This window comes from Bradyrhizobium genosp. P (genome assembly GCF_049949265.1).
GTDB lineage: Bacteria > Pseudomonadota > Alphaproteobacteria > Rhizobiales > Xanthobacteraceae > Bradyrhizobium.
The window spans coordinates 16,479-32,870 of sequence record NZ_CP188195.1; the positions used below are offsets into that span (position 1 = coordinate 16,479).

Annotated in this window: 21 protein-coding genes; 13 read left to right on the top strand and 8 right to left on the bottom strand. The window is 63.4% G+C overall.

What is annotated here, in order from left to right:
- Positions 1-38: 38 nt before the first annotated feature.
- On the bottom strand, positions 39-614 hold the full coding sequence (locus ACP2YO_RS00070; protein ID WP_426438075.1) for a GNAT family N-acetyltransferase: 576 nt from the start codon (positions 612-614) through the stop codon (positions 39-41).
- Between the two features lie 138 nt (positions 615-752).
- Between ACP2YO_RS00070 and ACP2YO_RS00075 the strand changes: the two genes are divergently transcribed.
- The 4 genes from ACP2YO_RS00075 to ACP2YO_RS00090 all read left to right on the top strand — a co-directional run bounded on the left by ACP2YO_RS00075 (position 753) and on the right by ACP2YO_RS00090 (position 4,652).
- Positions 753-1,670: a pirin family protein gene (locus ACP2YO_RS00075; RefSeq protein ID WP_426438076.1), complete on the top strand. Its 918-nt coding sequence runs from the start codon at positions 753-755 to the stop codon at positions 1,668-1,670.
- A 70-nt stretch (positions 1,671-1,740) separates the two neighbouring features.
- Positions 1,741-2,655 carry a phosphoribosylaminoimidazolesuccinocarboxamide synthase gene (locus ACP2YO_RS00080; RefSeq protein WP_426438077.1) on the top strand — a complete coding sequence of 305 codons (915 nt, stop codon included), beginning with the start codon at positions 1,741-1,743 and terminating at the stop codon, positions 2,653-2,655.
- 223 nt (positions 2,656-2,878) lie between these two features.
- A complete protein-coding gene (locus ACP2YO_RS00085; protein WP_426438078.1) occupies positions 2,879-3,655 on the top strand; it encodes an alcohol dehydrogenase catalytic domain-containing protein in 777 nt (258 codons plus the stop codon).
- Complete coding sequence (locus tag ACP2YO_RS00090; RefSeq protein ID WP_426438079.1) at positions 3,606-4,652, top strand: alpha/beta fold hydrolase; 1,047 nt, start codon at positions 3,606-3,608, stop codon at positions 4,650-4,652. The genes ACP2YO_RS00085 and ACP2YO_RS00090 overlap by 50 nt, the downstream gene beginning before the upstream one ends.
- On the opposite strand, the gene ACP2YO_RS00095 is transcribed toward ACP2YO_RS00090, so the two are convergent.
- A complete protein-coding gene (locus ACP2YO_RS00095) occupies positions 4,649-6,016 on the bottom strand; it encodes an NAD(P)/FAD-dependent oxidoreductase (RefSeq protein WP_426438080.1) in 1,368 nt (455 codons plus the stop codon). The genes ACP2YO_RS00090 and ACP2YO_RS00095 overlap by 4 nt on opposite strands.
- Before the next feature lie 62 nt (positions 6,017-6,078).
- Positions 6,079-6,774, bottom strand: a complete 696-nt coding sequence (locus ACP2YO_RS00100) for a GntR family transcriptional regulator (RefSeq protein WP_426438081.1) — start codon at positions 6,772-6,774, stop codon at positions 6,079-6,081.
- A 135-nt stretch (positions 6,775-6,909) separates the two neighbouring features.
- Between ACP2YO_RS00100 and ACP2YO_RS00105 the strand changes: the two genes are divergently transcribed.
- The 7 genes from ACP2YO_RS00105 (at position 6,910) to ACP2YO_RS00135 (ending at position 11,434) form a co-directional block, all read left to right on the top strand.
- A complete protein-coding gene (locus tag ACP2YO_RS00105; RefSeq protein WP_426438082.1) occupies positions 6,910-7,863 on the top strand; it encodes a transporter substrate-binding domain-containing protein in 954 nt (317 codons plus the stop codon).
- Positions 7,864-8,008: 145 nt separating this feature from the next.
- A complete protein-coding gene (locus ACP2YO_RS00110; protein ID WP_426438083.1) occupies positions 8,009-9,628 on the top strand; it encodes a diguanylate cyclase in 1,620 nt (539 codons plus the stop codon).
- 185 nt (positions 9,629-9,813) lie between these two features.
- Entirely contained in the window at positions 9,814-10,047 is a 234-nt protein-coding gene (locus ACP2YO_RS00115) for a hypothetical protein (protein ID WP_426438084.1), read from the top strand.
- Positions 10,048-10,058: 11 nt separating this feature from the next.
- On the top strand, positions 10,059-10,295 hold the full coding sequence (locus tag ACP2YO_RS00120) for a RebB family R body protein (protein ID WP_426438085.1): 237 nt from the start codon (positions 10,059-10,061) through the stop codon (positions 10,293-10,295).
- 105 nt (positions 10,296-10,400) lie between these two features.
- Complete coding sequence (locus ACP2YO_RS00125; RefSeq protein ID WP_426438086.1) at positions 10,401-10,661, top strand: RebB family R body protein; 261 nt, start codon at positions 10,401-10,403, stop codon at positions 10,659-10,661.
- Positions 10,662-10,724: 63 nt separating this feature from the next.
- On the top strand, positions 10,725-10,967 hold the full coding sequence (locus tag ACP2YO_RS00130) for a RebB family R body protein (RefSeq protein WP_426438087.1): 243 nt from the start codon (positions 10,725-10,727) through the stop codon (positions 10,965-10,967).
- Between the two features lie 89 nt (positions 10,968-11,056).
- Positions 11,057-11,434, top strand: a complete 378-nt coding sequence (locus tag ACP2YO_RS00135; protein WP_426438088.1) for a RebB family R body protein — start codon at positions 11,057-11,059, stop codon at positions 11,432-11,434.
- Positions 11,435-11,464: 30 nt separating this feature from the next.
- Here ACP2YO_RS00135 and ACP2YO_RS00140 read toward each other — a convergent pair whose 3' ends face one another.
- A complete protein-coding gene (locus tag ACP2YO_RS00140; protein WP_426438089.1) occupies positions 11,465-12,478 on the bottom strand; it encodes an AraC family transcriptional regulator in 1,014 nt (337 codons plus the stop codon).
- Positions 12,479-12,609: 131 nt separating this feature from the next.
- Here ACP2YO_RS00140 and ACP2YO_RS00145 point away from each other — a divergent pair, with 131 nt between their 5' ends.
- Positions 12,610-13,146 carry a carboxymuconolactone decarboxylase family protein gene (locus ACP2YO_RS00145; protein WP_426438090.1) on the top strand — a complete coding sequence of 179 codons (537 nt, stop codon included), beginning with the start codon at positions 12,610-12,612 and terminating at the stop codon, positions 13,144-13,146.
- Between the two features lie 40 nt (positions 13,147-13,186).
- Positions 13,187-13,690 (top strand): YkgB family protein, encoded by a 504-nt coding sequence (locus ACP2YO_RS00150; protein WP_426438091.1) that lies wholly within the window; start codon positions 13,187-13,189, stop codon positions 13,688-13,690.
- Positions 13,691-13,851: 161 nt separating this feature from the next.
- Here ACP2YO_RS00150 and ACP2YO_RS00155 read toward each other — a convergent pair whose 3' ends face one another.
- The 4 genes from ACP2YO_RS00155 to ACP2YO_RS00170 all read right to left on the bottom strand — a co-directional run bounded on the left by ACP2YO_RS00155 (position 13,852) and on the right by ACP2YO_RS00170 (position 16,360).
- Positions 13,852-14,076 (bottom strand): hypothetical protein, encoded by a 225-nt coding sequence (locus ACP2YO_RS00155; RefSeq protein ID WP_426438092.1) that lies wholly within the window; start codon positions 14,074-14,076, stop codon positions 13,852-13,854.
- Between the two features lie 116 nt (positions 14,077-14,192).
- The gene (locus ACP2YO_RS00160) at positions 14,193-14,816 is read right to left on the bottom strand and encodes an NAD(P)-dependent oxidoreductase (RefSeq protein WP_426438093.1); all 624 of its coding nucleotides are present in this window, start codon (positions 14,814-14,816) and stop codon (positions 14,193-14,195) included.
- 206 nt (positions 14,817-15,022) lie between these two features.
- Positions 15,023-15,865, bottom strand: coding sequence for an NmrA family NAD(P)-binding protein (locus tag ACP2YO_RS00165; protein ID WP_426438094.1), 843 nt, complete (start codon positions 15,863-15,865; stop codon positions 15,023-15,025).
- 75 nt (positions 15,866-15,940) lie between these two features.
- Positions 15,941-16,360, bottom strand: a complete 420-nt coding sequence (locus tag ACP2YO_RS00170) for a DoxX family protein (protein WP_426438095.1) — start codon at positions 16,358-16,360, stop codon at positions 15,941-15,943.
- Positions 16,361-16,392 lie beyond the last annotated feature (32 nt).

Consider the following 16,392-nt stretch of genomic DNA (forward strand, 5'->3'; position numbering starts at 1 on the left):
CGGTGACGGCCCGAACATCGGCCGTCACAGTTGATTTTTCAAGAACCATCGCGCGGCCAGCGGCTGCGTGCCGTCACCCAGATATCGACCGTGTCGCCCTCGAGCTGGCCTGGACCCTCGTTCTCGGCGCCGAGCCGCCGCGCCACGGCCTGTGAGGCCACGTTAACCGGATCGATGCAATGGATGATGCGGTCGACCGTGAAATTGGCGAACACAAAGTCGATCGCGGCGCGCGCCGCCTCTACCGCGTAGCCTCGGCCACGATACTCTTTTGCGATGCCCCAGCCGACTTCGAAGCCCGGCCACTCCGGTGGACAATACGGCCCGACACGGCCGATGTAGCAGCCGTCGGACTTCTCCTCGACCGCGAACATGCCGAAGCCATGGAGCGCCCAATGTCCGGAGATGACGGCCGCGTTGCGCCAACCTTTCAACTCAGACGTGATCGGTTGATGATCCGGCGTGATGAAGCGCGCGGTCTCAGGATCGGACAGCATCAGCGTGTTTGCCGCGATATCGGAGGCGCGCCACGGCCGCAGGATGAGCCGCGCGGTCTCGATCACGGGACCATCGACCTGCAGCAGCTTCGCGCCCGGCTTGATCAGAGAAACCATCGACGGCCCCAGTTTCCAGGATTGCTCTCGCCGATATCGCACGGGGGAAGCAAATAGACCATCGCGGCCGCGCCGCGACCGGCGCGACGACACGATCAAATCCTGTTACGATCACAGCACCAGAGAAGGAGTTTTTCGATGAGCTGGCAACCCTCCACCGATCCCGAACTCGGCGACCCCAGGACCTGCGACGCGCTGGAGCTCGTTATCGTACCGCGCACCCGCGATCTCGGCGACGGTTTTGCGGTGCGCCGCGCGCTGCCGCACGGCAAGCGGCAGATGGTCGGGCCATTCATCTTCTTCGATCATTTCGGGCCGGTGCAATACCTCGCCGGCAAGGGCATGGATGTGCGGCCGCATCCGCATATCGGTCTTGCCACCGTCACCTATCTGTTCGACGGCAGCATCATGCATCGCGACAGCGAGGGCAACGTCCGGGAAATCCAGCCCGGCGCGATGAATTTGATGACCGCCGGCCGCGGCATCGCGCATTCCGAGCGCACGCCCGACGTGCAACGCCGCGACGGCCAGCAGATGCTCGGCCTGCAAAGCTGGATCGCGTTGCCGGCCGGGAAAGAGGAGATCGCACCGTCGTTCCAGCATTATGCCGCCGGCGATTTGCCGCTGATCTCAGAACGCGACTTCACGGCGCGCGTCATCGCCGGCTCGTCGTTCGGCATCACCTCACCGGTCGAGATGGTGTCGCCATGGTTCTACGCGGAGGTTACCGCGCAGGCCGGGACGAGCCTGCCGCTCGATCCCGACCATGAAGAACGCGCGATCTATCTCGTCGATGGCGAGGTCGAGATCACGAACGAGCGCTATGAAGGACCGCGGCTGCTGATCTTCCGGCCCGGCGATCGCATCACCGTGAAGACGGTAAAGCCGACCCGCATGATGTTCCTGGGCGGCGATGCGCTGGAAGGGCCGCGCCACATCTGGTGGAATTTCGTCTCGTCCTCAAAGGAGCGGATCGAGCAGGCCAAACAGGACTGGAAAACCGGCCGTTTTGCCCATGTTCCGCAGGAACACGAGTTCATTCCGCTGCCGGAGTGAGCTATTTCTACAGTCCCCTCGCCGCCCGCGCGACGTTGCGCGGGCGCGCCGCTTTCGAAAGACCGTGCTCATGACCGCGATGCTATCCAGCGATTTGCCCCTGCCCCGGATCGGCCGCGGCAAGGTGCGCGATATCTATGCCGTGGGCGACGACCGCGTGCTGCTGCTGACCACCGACCGCATCTCGGCGTTCGACGTTGTGATGGCGGAAACGATCCCGATGAAGGGCGCGGTGCTGACCCAGATCAGTGCCTGGTGGTTCCGGCAGCTCGAAGGCACCGTGCCACATCACATGATCAGCGCTGATGCCGACGAGATCATTCGCGCCGTACCCGCGCTCAGGGATCATCTCGCCGACATTCTCGGGCGTGCGATGCTGTGCAAGCGCACCACCGTGTTCCCGATCGAATGCGTGATCCGCGGCTACATCTCCGGCTCGGCCTGGAAGGAATACGCATCCCACGGCACGCTCGCGGGTGAGAAGCTGCCTGCGGGGCTGGTCGAAAGCCAAAAGCTGGAGCCCGCGATCTTCAGCCCGGCGACCAAGGCCGAGGCCGGCCATGACGAGAACATCACGGTCGCACGGGTGCGCGAAATCCTCGGCGCCGACGTCGCCGCAACGCTCGAGAAGATGGCGCGCGACGTCTACGCCTATGGCGAGACCACAAGCCGCGCCCGCGGCATCATCATCGCCGATACGAAGTTTGAGCTCGGTCGCGACAAGGACGGCCAGATCATCCTGATCGACGAGGTGATGACACCGGACAGTTCGCGCTTCTGGGCGGTCGACGCCTACAAGCCCGGCCAGCCGCAGCCGAGTTTCGACAAGCAGCCGCTGCGCGACTATCTCGACATCGAGCGCCACGCCGGCCGCTGGAACGGCGACGCCCCCGCGCCGCCGCTGCCGGCCAGCGTTGTGGACGCGACGAGTAAGCGGTATCTGGAAGCATATCGTCGCGTGACGGGAAGTGAGTTGAAGATATAGCCGTCATTGCGAGCCAACGGGTCGCGCAAATGCGCGCCCTATGACAGGCTCTGCGAAGCAATCCATCGCGCCGCGTGCGGAGGCGTGGATTGCTTCGTCGCTTGCGCTCCTCGCAATGACGATGCCGCGAGTTGAGGTGAATCCCATTCACCGCAGTTGAAGATAAACCTTTTGTCCGATCATCCGCATCCCTGCACTCTCCGAACGAACGGGGATGCTCACGATGCGGCAATTGACTTATGTCGGCGGCAACCGGGTCGAATGGTGGGACGTTCCCGTGCCCCGGCTGCAGGATGATCGCGACGCGCTGGTGCAGCCGCTCGCGGTGACGCGGTGCGATCTCGATCTTGCCATCGCGAGCGGCCGAGCGAACCTGCCGGGTCCCTTCGCGCTCGGACACGAGACCGCGGGACGCGTCGTCGACGTCGGCGGTGCCGTGAAGAATTTAACGCCCGGCGATCTCGTCATCGTCCCGTTCCAGATCAGCTGCGGCACCTGCGATCGCTGCCGCCGCGGGCACACCAACGCATGCACGGCGGTGCCGTTTCGCTCGTCCTACGGATTGAAGACGGTGTGCGGCGTGGAATATCGCGGCGGGTTGTCCGACCTGATCCGCGTGCCGTTTGCCGATCACATGCTGGTCCGCCAGCCGGAGGGCCATGCCCTGTCGCAGACGGCAGGGCTCGCCGACGGCGCAACCGACGGCTTCAACGCTGTGGCGCGCTGGCTCCGGCGGTGGACTGGCGCTGACGTGCTCATCATCGGCGACTTCGCGCAATCACTTGCCATGTTCGCGGTTCAGGCCGCCGTGGCGCGCCGCCCGAATCGTCTATCTCGACGACCACGCGCCACGGCTGTCCCGCCAACCGCGCCATCGTGGTGCTCAGGCGATAGGCTTTGCGTGCCGATAGCGGACATGCTGAGATGGCGCATCCCTCAGGAAGCAAATCATGCCTGCACAATCGCCCGCAACAGAGCTGAAAACCTTCACCACGTCTGATTTCCGCCTGCAGCGCGGCGGCGTGCTGCCCGAGGTCACAATCGGCTACCGCACTTTAGGCGAGCTGGCGCCCAATCGCGACAACGTCGTGCTGATCACCCACGGCAATACCAGCGGGCCGCAGATGATCGACCCCGGCAGCACGACCGGCGAAGGCGGCTGGAACGAGATCGTCGGTCCCGGCAAGGCGGTCGACACCAACCGCTACTTCGCGATCTGCCCGAACATGCTGGGCTCGTCCTACGGCTCGACCAATGCGACCAGCATCGACCCGCGGACGGGTCGGCATTATGGACCGCGCTTCCCTGATATCACCGTCAGCGACATCGTCGCCACCCAGCGCGCGATGCTCGACGATCTCGGCATCGACAAGCTCGTGGCGATCGTCGGACCATCCTATGGCGGGTTTCAGGCGCTGCAATGGGCCGTGAACTATCCGGACGCCATGCGCGGCATCGCGGCCGTCGTCACCGCGCCGGAGGTGCCGCGCGAGCGCTCCGAGGGCAATGTCGCGCGCCTGACCGCCGTGCTATCGCAGGATCCACACTGGAACGGCGGCGACTATTACGACCATGGCGGCGTGCTCGAGAGCATGATCCAGATCCGCACCGCAACGCTGAAGACCTACGGCATCGAGACGCGGCTGCGCGATACGCTGAGCGATCCGGCGGAGATCGAGGCTGCGATCCGCGCCGAGGCAATGGAGTGGGCCAATGGGTTCGACGCCAATTCGCTGCTGATATTGGCCAAGGCGCTGCGCGGCTTCGACGTGACTGCGCAATTCGGACAGATCAAGGCCAAGGTGCTCTATGTTCTGTCGCGAACCGACAGACTGTTCCCCGCCGAGCTTGCGCCACAAGTGATGGTGGCATTCGAGGCCGCCGGCGTCGACGCGGAGTATTTCCTGCTCGACAGCGAGTACGGCCACTCGGCATCGGGCCGTGACGCGCATAAATGGTCGCCGCGGCTGCGCGCGTTCATGGAGAGCCTCGGCTAGAGCAGGCCGCTGGCGGTCGCCTCGAGCTCTTGCATCAACGCCTTGTCTTCGTAACGCGCAAGCGAAAGGCTGCGGGTAAATCCTGGCGCCGGGGCGCCGACGACGGCGCGGGCGCAGAGATCGCCGGCGGCGCAAGCGCCCATCGTGCCGTAACCGGAGAGCGCGGTCGCCAGGAACACACCCGGGGTTTTCGCCGCGCCGATCAGCGGCCAGTTTTCTTTCGTCATCGGATAGTAGCCGCCGTAATGCACGCGATCGCGCGGCAGGGCGCCGAGATAGTGCGCCAGCGCCGGCTGCAGCCGGCTCGCCGCGCGAAGCACCACTTCGGGGAAATAAGGGTTCAGCTCCGGTTCGCGAACCGGCTCAGCCGTCGGTTCGGCATTGAAGGCCCAGCCGAGCTTGATCCATTCGCCGTGATCGCCGCCATCGGGCCGGCAATGGATGCTGCCGGGCATCGGCGCGAGCAGGCCCGCGAACTCAGGCGCGGCGGACAGCGCCTCGCGCTCGTCTTCGGACCAGGCCAGCGTCTGCCCATCGAGATCGATCGCAAACGGCATCCGGCGATCGACCGCATGATTTCGATCGGCGAAGGCGATCTTCTGCTGCAAGACATTGAAGATCGGCAGTTGCTCGCCGTGCATCGCCGACACATCAGCGGCAAACGGACCCGCGGCATTGACGATGATATCGGCCTTGATGGTCTGTCTGGCGCCATCGGCCAGTACATCGGCGGTGAAACGGTCGTCCCTGGCGATACCGAGGACAGATGCCTGCTGAAACCGCGCTCCCAGCGGGCGCATCGTCTCGAGCATATACTGGCCAAGCTGTTGGCCGCTGATGTCGCCCGCCCTGCGGATGTGCAGGCCGGTGGCGACCTCACGATCGAATTTCGGATAGTATTTCTGGATCAGATCGCGGCCGAGCAACACGTCGACGCCGTCGGGCGCGGTCTGCCAGTCCGCCGAGTGCGGCGGAGCGTAGCTACTGCCCGTGCCTTCGTGCAGGCGAATCAGCTTCGATGCTGAAGCGCCGTAGCCGGCGAACAATTGCTGCAGCAGTTCGGCCGGCTTCTCCTGGCGCGTGGCGAGGAAGTAGCCGCGGCGCGTCATGTTGATGCGATTATCCGTGCGGCGCGCGATGTCTTCCATCAGGTCGGTCGAGTGGTTGGTGAAATCAGCCATTGTCGGATGAGGCCACCAATTGCGGTAGTTCTCGCCTGATTGAGCCGATGTCAGCGCCATCGGCTGTCCCTCGTCGACGATCAACAGGCGCGACCGCTTGTGCACGACGGCCAGATAATAGGCCGTGGCGATGCCGACGATTCCAGCACCAATCACCAGGATTTCAACGTCGTCAGTCTTCACACGCAGTCTCCCCTGACCTCTCGGCGAGGCCAACAATATCAATTTCGAAACAGCGATCGGGATCAGCTCTCCGCGTCCGCATCCCGCAAGGCGTGACGCTGGGCAGACATCAGCGTCTTCTGCGTTTGCACGATGTGTTCACGCAGCAGGCGGACAGCCTTTTTGACCTCGCCGTCGCGGCACAATTCGAGCAGCCGGTAATGCTCGCGCTGCGGATGCTCCTTGCCGGTCGCGCGGGACACCAGAGTCCGCGTGAAGCGGCCGACATGGCCATAGTTCGCCTCGATCATCGCCAGCAGGCGTGGACGATTGCACGGCGCGTAGAGCGTCTTGTGGAATCTCCAGTTGAAGGCGCCCCATTTTTCAGGCTCGGGCTCCTCGTCGTACGACCGAAGGATTTTCGTGGCCTCGTCGAGATCGATCTCCCCCATGGCCGGAATCGCGAGGCGCAGCGCATGACATTCAAGCGCGATGCGGATCTCGAGCAGTTCCACGACCTCGTCGATCGACAGATCCGAGACGATTGCCCCGCGATTGGGCTGGAACGTGACAAAACCCTCGGCTTCCAGTTGCCGGAGCGCCTCCCGCACGGGAATCCGGCTGGTTCCGAATCGCTCGGCCAGTTCGTCCTGCCGCAACTGGAATCCGGGCGCTAACTCGCCCGCGCTGATCGCGCGCCGGAGCGCTTCGCGAACGGCGTCCGGTGTGGACCCATGAACCGCGGGCCCCCGGGGTTTTGCGGCTGCTTCAGGTTCCATCCGGTTGCTTTCCGAGGCTTCTGCGGTCCCGATCTCGGATCGCACGATGATTGTATAAAATCAATTTGCCGATTATGCAATGCTATGTATAAAATCTTCTCCAATCATATCCAATCCAGCTTTGAGGACGTCGCGATGAAGCAAGCCAACCCAATCCTGATCGGTGGCATCCGAATCCAACCGGCCGATCGAGGACGTGGCGTGAAGGGTTTGCTTCACGCGCTCATCCTGACTGCCGCGGTGGCGGTTCCCGCGCATGCCCAATCACCCGGCGGCACCTTGGCCAAGATCAGGGACACCGGCGAAATCCGGCTCGGGCACCGCGACGTGTCGATTCCCTTCTCCTATCTCGACGACAATCAGAAGCCGGTCGGCTTCGCGATGGATCTCTGCGCACGGATCGTCGATGCGGTGAAAGGCGAGCTGAAGCTGCCGTCGCTGCAGACCAAACTGCAGCCGATCCAGCTCTCGACCCAGATTCCGCTGATCGAGAACGGCACCATCGATATCGTCTGCGGTCCCGCGACCAACACGCTGGAGCGGCAGAAAGTGGTGGCGTTCAGCGACACGATCTTCGTCTCGAGCATCCGCGCGGTGGTGCGAAAGGATGCGCCGATCAAGACGTTCGAGGATTTGAGTGGCCGGCCGGTGTCGCTGACCTCGGGCTCAACCTCGATCGGGCTGCTCGCCGCGCGCGGCCAGGAGAAGAATTTCCAGACCAGGAACATCCTGACCCCGGATCACGGCGCATCGTTCCTGGCGCTGACGACCGGCCGCAGCGAGGCCTTCATCATGGATGACATCCTGCTCGCAAGCCTGATCGCGGGCAGCGCCAATCCCTCCGACTGGCGCATCATCGACGACAGCCTGCGGACCGAGCCCTATGGGCTGATCATTCGCAAGGGCGATCCGGAGTTCAAAGCACTGGTCGACAAGACGTTAACGGACCTCATGAGGAGCAACCAGTTCGGGGAACTCTACGCGAAGTGGTTCATGAATCCGATTCCGCCGAGAAACGTGAACCTGAACTTCCCGATGACAGCGCCGTTGAAGGGTGCGGTCGCCAATCCGAGCGACAAGGGCGTGTGACGGACGACGAACGCACAGCCGTCCCGCAAACCGGCCGGTTCCCGTCAACGGGCTGTTAAGCAGGAACCGAGATCGCAAAAGAAATTTCAGGTCTTAGTAGCCTCAAAGGCGTTCGAATGGCGCGTGCTCATTGGGAGACTCCCCCGTGTCAGTGCCCCACATGCCAGTGCCCAATCTCAAGGTCCGCGGCCGTACGCTGCTCGCCGCCAAGGTCGTCTTCAACTTCGGCCAGTCCACCGTCGACTGCATAGTGCGGCGGATCACCGACGACGGCGCGACGATCGAGCTGGAAAGCGGTCTTGGTATCCCGGAGCACTTTCAACTCTCGATCGCGAGCGAAGGCGCGGTGCTCCCCTGCAAGCTGGCATGGCAATCGGAAAAGCAGATCGGGGTCACCTTCGAAAGCCAGCAGGCCGCCGACGCGGCGACGGCCAAAGAGAATGCGTCAGAGGAGCGCGGCGGAGACCATGTCGTGCGCAGCCAGATGCTGGCGCTGCGCGCGGCGCTCGACCAGGTGCCGCTCGGCATCGTTCTGCTTGACGCGAGGCTGAACGCCCGTTTCATCAATGGCGCCTTCCGGCGGATGTGGGCGCTGTCCGACGCGGTCGCCGACCGCCACCCGTCCTTTGCGGCGCTGATGTTCCACGGACGCGACACCGGCGCCTATGACATATCAGCTGATAGGCTCGAAGCATATGTCGCCGAGCGCATCGAGCTCATCACCAGGAACGAGAGCTTCCAGCTCGATCTGCGCCGCACCAAGGGCGACGTCATCCGTATGCAATGCACCCCGCTGCCCGACGGCGGCCGCATGCTGAGCTACATGGAGGTCACCGATATCGTCCGTCAGTCGGACGAGTTGAGGGTGCTGCGTGACGCGCTGGAAACGGTCCAGGACGGCGTGCTGCTGCTCGATGCCGATCTCAAGGCAACATTCATGAACCGGAAGGTGCGGCAGTTCTGGGAGATCGACGAACGGGAGGCGGCGACGCATCCGTCCTACGCCTCGCTGACTACCCGCACGCGGCGGGCCATCGATCCGCACATGTCGGCGAAAGAGCTCGCCGGCTTTGCGAGTAAACGCGTCGCGGAGGTGAAGGCGGGCGATCATGTCCGCGAGTTGCAGACCCCCGACAGCCGGCGCCTGCGGGCGCATTGCACAACCATGGCCGGCGGCGGCCGCATGATTACCTATTACGACGTCACCGATCTGATCCGCAACGCCGAGCAGCTTGAACGGCTCGCGACCACCGACCCGCTCACCGGTCTCTACAATCGACGGCACTTCCTTGAAGCACTGGACGCCGAGTGGAGCCGCTTCCAGCGTTATTACCGCTCGGTGTCGGTACTGATGGTGGACATCGATCACTTCAAGGACGTCAATGACCGCTACGGACACGCTGTCGGCGACGAGGCGATCAAGGCGATGGCCGGCGCGTGCCTTCACGGCAAGCGGAAATCCGACATTGTCGGGCGGGTCGGCGGCGAGGAATTCGCTATCGTGCTGCCGGAGACAACCCTCTCGCGCGCCAGGCTGGTCGCGGACCGCGTCCGCAAGCGCATCGCCGCGCAGACGCTGAGCGCCCGCGATGCGTCGTTCCAGATCACGGCGAGCATCGGAGTGGCCGAGGCCCTGGTCAGCATGCCCGGCACCGAAGCGCTGATCAGCGCCGCCGACCAGGCACTGTATCAGGCGAAAGCGCAGGGCCGGAATTGCTGCGTGTGCTGGTCTCCGCCAGCGCCCGCAAGGCACGCCGCGGAGTAGGATATCGATCGTATTGCGCCGGCCGTGGATTGGCCGGACGCGACGGCGGCGCATGGCGTGGGCCTCTTGATGGCTCGATCGGCATGCAGAACAAACTCAACCTCAACGGGAATTAACTTGACTCGCCGGAATCGAGCCACGAAAGTCGATCCATATTCAATATGGTCCCTACCACGGAGCGCTTGATGGCTGACCCCGCTGATCAGGCAAGTGATCCCCCCGAACAACCGAATGCCCAGCCTGCACCGAAGCAGGACGACGCTACGATTCCAGTTAAATCCGAACAAGCTACAGCCCAGGGCGACGCGACGTGGGCGGAAGTCGAGAACGCGATGCGGCTCGCCGACGACGCCGTGTCGGGCGCCGTGCAGGGCATGGCTGACACAAATCCTTCATCGATCGATGGCAATCATAAGTAGAGGCTGGCTCTATGGCTTTTCCAACATCACTCAATTCGCAGATCACCGATTCGGTGACCCAGGCCGATGTTCAGGTCCTCGGCGACGCACCCGCGATCGCCATGGGAAATGTCTATCAGGCGGTCGCGCAGGCGCTGGCGAACGCAGCTCACAACGCCACCAACGCGCAGCAGCAGAACTTCGTGCTGGCCGAGGCGGTCATCGCGAACTGTGTGCGGGCGCTGCTCGGTTCTGCCCCGGCGGCGTAGCGCGTTTTCAAGCGAAGTGGATACCGGTTCGCGTCAAGAAAACGCGTTAAACCGAGAATCCAGAGCTGCAGCGAAGATCGACGATAGACAACAGGAAGCGGCGCTATGGCATTTCCGACATCCGTAAACGATCAGATCACTGATTCTGTTACGCAGACCGACGTCCACGTTCTCGGCGACGCGCCCGCAATCGCCATGGGGAATCTCTATCAGGCCACTGCAATGGCCTTGGCGAACGCGGCTCACAACGCCACCAACGGGCAGCAGCAGAACTTCACGGTGGCCCAGGCGGTAACCACGCTTTGCGTGCAGATTCTCTATGGTTCGATCGCGGTGCCGGCCCCGGCACCCGCGAAGAAATCGTGAAGCCGCACCATCACGGCGAAATCCACGACACGTTAACAGAACAAGATAACAGGGCAGGACACCATGGCATTTCCGACATCCGTCAATAATCAGATCACCGATTCCGTCACCCAGGCCAACGTCCAGGTTCTCGGCGATGCGCCAGCGATCGCGATGGGGAATCTCTATATGGCGGTGGCGCAGGCGCTGGCGAATGCGGCTCACAACGCCACCAACGCGCAACAGCAGAATTTCACGCTCGCGCAGGCAGTGACCACGCGCTGCGTTCAGGTCCTGCTCGGCGCCGCCGCAGCTGCAAAGGCATAACCGGCTTCGACGACGCCCGCCGGACTATCGCCGCCTGACGGACCGAGCTTCGGCCAAACCTTCCGACTCTTTTTCAAGGCTCCTTTGCCATGACCGATACTGCGCCTCCGCAAGACTCTGCCAACGGCGAACTGAACGATCAGATCAAGGATGCGGTCGAGCAGTTGAACGCATCGTTCAGGGGAATGGGCCCCAACGTCCCCGAGGCCATCGCCTATCAGGCGATGGCCCATGCCGTGGGGCTGGCGTTGCAAAACACGGTTCTGCAGCAGCAGCACGACCACATGCTGCGAAACTCGCTGACGACGGCGGCGGCCGCGGCACTGCTCGAGGGCCGGCGCGAGGAAGCGGACGCGGTACTGAAGCTCGCCGACGAGCGGCTCGGTGGCCGGCTGAACCTCAGCGAGGAGATCGCAAGGATCGGCGAGGTGCCGAAGAGTATCGGCGAGCAGTTCAAGACGCACTGATGCGTCTTACAGAAGGCGTCGCCTGGGGGATCACTCCAGAGCATCGCGATCAAAGCCGCTTGTCGCTCTGCCCGCCTCGGCGGGAGCCGCTGGCTTTGCAAACACATCCCGGCCCGATGATTCCTGCGTCTTGCGCCACTGCGCGGGCGTAATGCCCATATGGCCCTTGAAGGCACGCTGGAAGGCCGCTTCCGATTGATATCCGACCGCCTCCGCCACCGCACCGGTGGACAACGATGATCGCCTCAGTTCATTCGCGGCCAGGGTCATCCTGATATCGGTGAGAAGATCGGCGGCCGATCTTCCGAGCTTCTCCTGGAATTGCCGGGCGAGCGTAGCGCGCGACATGTTGCACAGCCGCGCAAGGTCGGGCAGCGACCACGCCCGCGCGGGCTCGTTGAACATGGCGGCGACCGCCGGCGCCAGGCGGAAATCACCAGCCAGCGCAAGCAGTCCCCGCGGCGCATCTTCGATCTGGCTGGCGAGGCGCAGCGCCAACGCGAACATCGCGGACGACAGCGCGTTCAGCATTGCGCGTCCACCGAGATGATCGTCCGCCGACTCGCGGCGCATCAGCGCAACGAGGCCGGCCAGCTGCGCGGCAGCGTCGCCCGGACCGGCGTCAGCACCGGCATGCACGACGATGCGCGGCGGCAGATAGAGGCGCAACATGCGGTCGTGCGGTGGCGCAATCGCGAAGTGTCCACACAGGAGATCGAGCCGCTCCTCCGAGCCGAGGTTTTCGCTGATCGTGAAGTTGAGCGATGCGCGGTTGCGGACCGGCAGCGGCGCTGCTCCGCTGCCGTCGTGCATGACGTGGCGCGGGTTGCCGGGAAGGAGCAGGATGTCTCCCGCCTCGAGTTGCAGCGGCTTGCCGCCCGCCGGATCGTCCAGCGTCGCGGAGCCGGCAAGCACGGCATGGTACGGGATTTCGTTGGCCTCGCCCGGCCCCTGATCGATGCGCCAGGGCGTGCCGTAGGAGCAGCGCAGGTCCAGCCGGCCCCGCACCGGCATCATCTCGAACAGCCGGCTCAGCCAGTCCATGGCGATCTCTTCCGCACGATGATCTTGAGACGATAGAGCATATATTCGAGCCAATGCGACATTCAATGTCTCATGACGGGATCCTATTGTCACTCCGCAATCGTTCATCATCCCAACCAAGGAGTGTCACCATGTCCCGTCTCGTAACCCCCAACCTCGACTCCGATGCCGGTCCGTCCGGCCAAGTCTACGCACAGATCAAGAAGGCGATCGGCAGCGTCCCGAACACCTTTGCGGCGATCGCCGCCCACGGTCCGGCGGCGCTGAAGTCGGTCCTTGCGGCCGACGCGGTGCTCGCAGGCGGCAGCCTGCCCAAGCGCGATCAGGAGGTCATCAAACTCGTGATCAGCGCCGCCGACGGCTGCGACTATTGCGTCGCCGCGCACAGCTATCTTGCGAAGCTCGCCGGCGTGAAGGCCGACGTGCTCAAGCAGATTCGCGACGGCCAGCCGAGCGGTGACGCCAGGCGCGATGCGCTGGTCGGCTTCGTCCGCAAGCTCGCGCAGTCGAGCGGCACCGTCAGCGACGAGGATTTCGCCGCGATCAAGGCCGCGGGCTACAGCGATGCGCAACTGGTCGAGATCTGCCTGGCGTTCGCGACCACCATCTTCACCAACGTCTTCAACCGCATCAACGACACCGACGTCGACTTTCCCGCCGTCGCGTGAGGCGACGGCACGAGGTCACTCGAATGGAAGGATCACGATAATGACAACGCTCACATCAACTCAAAATCCCCTCCTCCGCACTCTCAGCAGGTCCGGCTTGCTGGATAGCGACATCGACTATCACGTCGTCCGGGCCGCGATGGTGATCATGTTCGCGTTCTTCGGATACCAGAAGTGGTTTCCATACGAGTTCGAACGACTGGTCCCGTTCATCAGCAACGGGCCGTTGATCTGGTGGCTGTACCCGGTCTTCGGCCACGCCGGCGCCAGCTATTTCCTGGGCACGTCGGAATGGACCTTCGGGTCGCTGCTGCTCGCAGGCTTCTGGGACAAGCGGCTCGGCGTTCTGGGCGCTCTCGGTTCGACCGGCACCTTCATCGCGACCGTCACCATCATCCCGTTCATGCCGGAAGGCTGGGATGTCGCGGCGGGAGGCTTCCCGGCGATGACGGGCAACGTGCCCTTCCTGATGAAGGATGTCGTCCTGCTCGCCGTCTCGCTCTATTTGCTGAAGCAGGACGTGGTTCGCCTGATCCGGCAGTAGGCTCGCGCGTCACTCTTCCGATCGCAATCAATCGCCGGCGAGCATCCCGCTCGCCGGCGATTGCGTTTTTAACGTCTGTGGTCGAGACGCGCTTGAGGCGTCCCTCCGAAAGCTGAAAGCGACGCGGCCCTGACAACCGGCCTTCCGCCGCGTGGTGTAAGTCAATCCGAGCTGGAAAGCCGCTCCCGCCAGGCGATCCAGCCGACGAGTATCGATAGTGCCGCCACGACAAGCGGCGCCACCCCGTGCCCGTATTCGCCGTGGAGCGTTACGGTCGCGAGCGCCGCCAACATCGATGCCGGAGCGAAGATGTTGCTGAGCGATCCCACGACGAAGAAAGCGGCAAGTGCCAAGGCCGAGACCTGGCGCCAGGAAATCTTAGACATTGTCCAACCTCGGCTGATGAAGGCGCCCCGGAGGGCCAGTGTGGCGGCCTGGTCGAGCAGCCGGCCGATCTCCGCTGATTGCTGCGGCTCGAAAAGGTGATCTGTAGGACCAAGCTTCACCACAGGATGACCGGTGTCCGCCTCAACCAGGCGTCCGCCGTCAGCTGGTCGACAGCGAACCGAGCGACGTCGGCGCGAGCGATCTTGCCGCCGTTGATGCCTACGAGGTCGACCACGGCTCTGACGCTGCCTTGAGCTGGGTCATCGGTGAGCATGCCAGGTCGAACGATGACCCAATCGAGTGAGCTGGCGCGGATCGCGGCTTCCTGACGGTCCTTGTCCTTGTAGGCTTGGCTGAGCAGCAAAGGCTGGAAGAACCAGTCGAACACGAAGCCGCCGTGGCCGCGGCTGTCCCCGACCCCCAGAGCGGAGATGCAGACCAAGCGGCGCACGCCGCTGCGCGTCATCGCCGGAACCAGCGTGCGTGTCGCTTCGGTCAGCAGGCTGACCTTGCGGAAGCCCATGCCGGTGCCCAACGCGCTGACGACGGCATCACAGCCGTCCAGGGCGCGTCCGAGGATTAGCTCATTTCGAAGATCGCCTTCGATCAATTCTGCTGCCGGCAGATCGGCTTCTGCCGTCGAGCGAACCAGCGCCACGACGGAATGGCCTTTCGTAACGGCGTCGCTGACAATCAGCCGTCCCGTTCCGCCCGTTGCACCCAAAACAAGAACCTTCATGTTTAGCCTCGATCTTTCTTAGCGTTAGCGCCGCCGTTCACATCGACTGGAGCCATTTCAAACCCTCTGCCAGGATCGCGATGTACATCGGATGCCGGTTGCGCGACTCCGGGCGGCCGGCCGCGATCGCGACTCATTCATTCCGAAGGAGATGCGAATTTCCGGAGCAAGTCCCGGAAGTCGCATCCCATCGCTGATGCGCGGAACTACGCCGTGATGGCTTTCCGGGCCGCCGAGAAAACATCGCGGGGGGACGTCGTGCCCGCGACGTGCTCCGTACCCTCAACCCCGAGGTCCATCCATCCCGCGTTAACGGCCTCATACATCGCTTCGGCCGGTTCGGTCCGGCCCTTCGGAATACCGAATTGCTCGAATGCTGCCGGCCACTCCGCCCGCGGGACGGCAAAGGCTTTGACGTCGAGCTTCATGACTTCACCCAACTGCGCAGCAACTTCATCCGCGCTCACCATCGAACCGAGTTCGATGACCCGATGCCCCGACCACGCCGGCCCGCTCAGAAGGGTTGCGACTTCGGCGCCGACGTCGTTCGTCGCGACCATGGTCGATTTTCGGTTTGTCGGATTGTAATAGACCGGTAGCGTTCCGCCCTGGGCGACCTGCAAGCCGTAGAGGAAGTTTTCGAAGAAGCCGCCTGCGCGCACAAATGCTGTTGGGGATGTCAGGCCACGAAAACCTTGCTCCAGAAGCGACAAGGCCGTGATCATCCCAAGCCCGCTGGATCTGTTCGCACCTATCGACGAAAGGGCAACCACCCGCGCCGGCGCTGCCTTGGTGAGCGCCTCGATATAGTTTGCAATCACGCCCTTTGCTTCTTTGTAATCGGGCGAAGGCGCCCAGACAGCCGGCAACATGACGAACGCGCCTTCGACGCCTTTGAGCGCCCGCTCGATGGCTGCCGACTCATTCCAATCGCCGTCTACCAGTTCCACGCCCTGGTTCGCCCAGCTTGACGCCTTCTCGCGATTGCGGACCAGCGCGCGAACTTCCTTGCCGTGCGCCAACAGATGTTCTGCCGTTGCGCCGCCCACTTTTCCCGTGATTCCCATTACTAGAAACATGCGTATTCTCCTGATCTTGAGGGACAGAGCACTGCCCCCGTTGGTTCAACGGATGAGCGGCAGAACGGCCCAGATTCGGGGATCGCGCGCGTAGAGGCCGCCCCATGTCATCGCGCCCAGAAGCAGGGAAATGATTTCCGGCGGCGACCCCAGCTCACCGATGCGGACATGGGCGCAGATGGCACCTCCCAAAAAGCCCGTCACCAGGATCGCGCCGAGGATGGCGGTGGCCGGGATGGCGTAAAGGATGGCGCAGGCGAGTATGATCGGACCCACGACTCGGGTCAGGTCCATCGCGAACCCGGTTTCCTGCAACATGCTCGCGATCTGTGCCGGCGCGAAAAGCTGAATAGTGCCGTCTGCCACCAGGGTGATAACGACAAACGCGCTCATTATCCGGCCGGCCCAAAGGCTGCGATGCAAGGTCATGGCAGGCACCGGATGCAGGTTGATAGTTTTGGACACTTGTCGTTCTCCGATGGGGTCATCTAATTTCG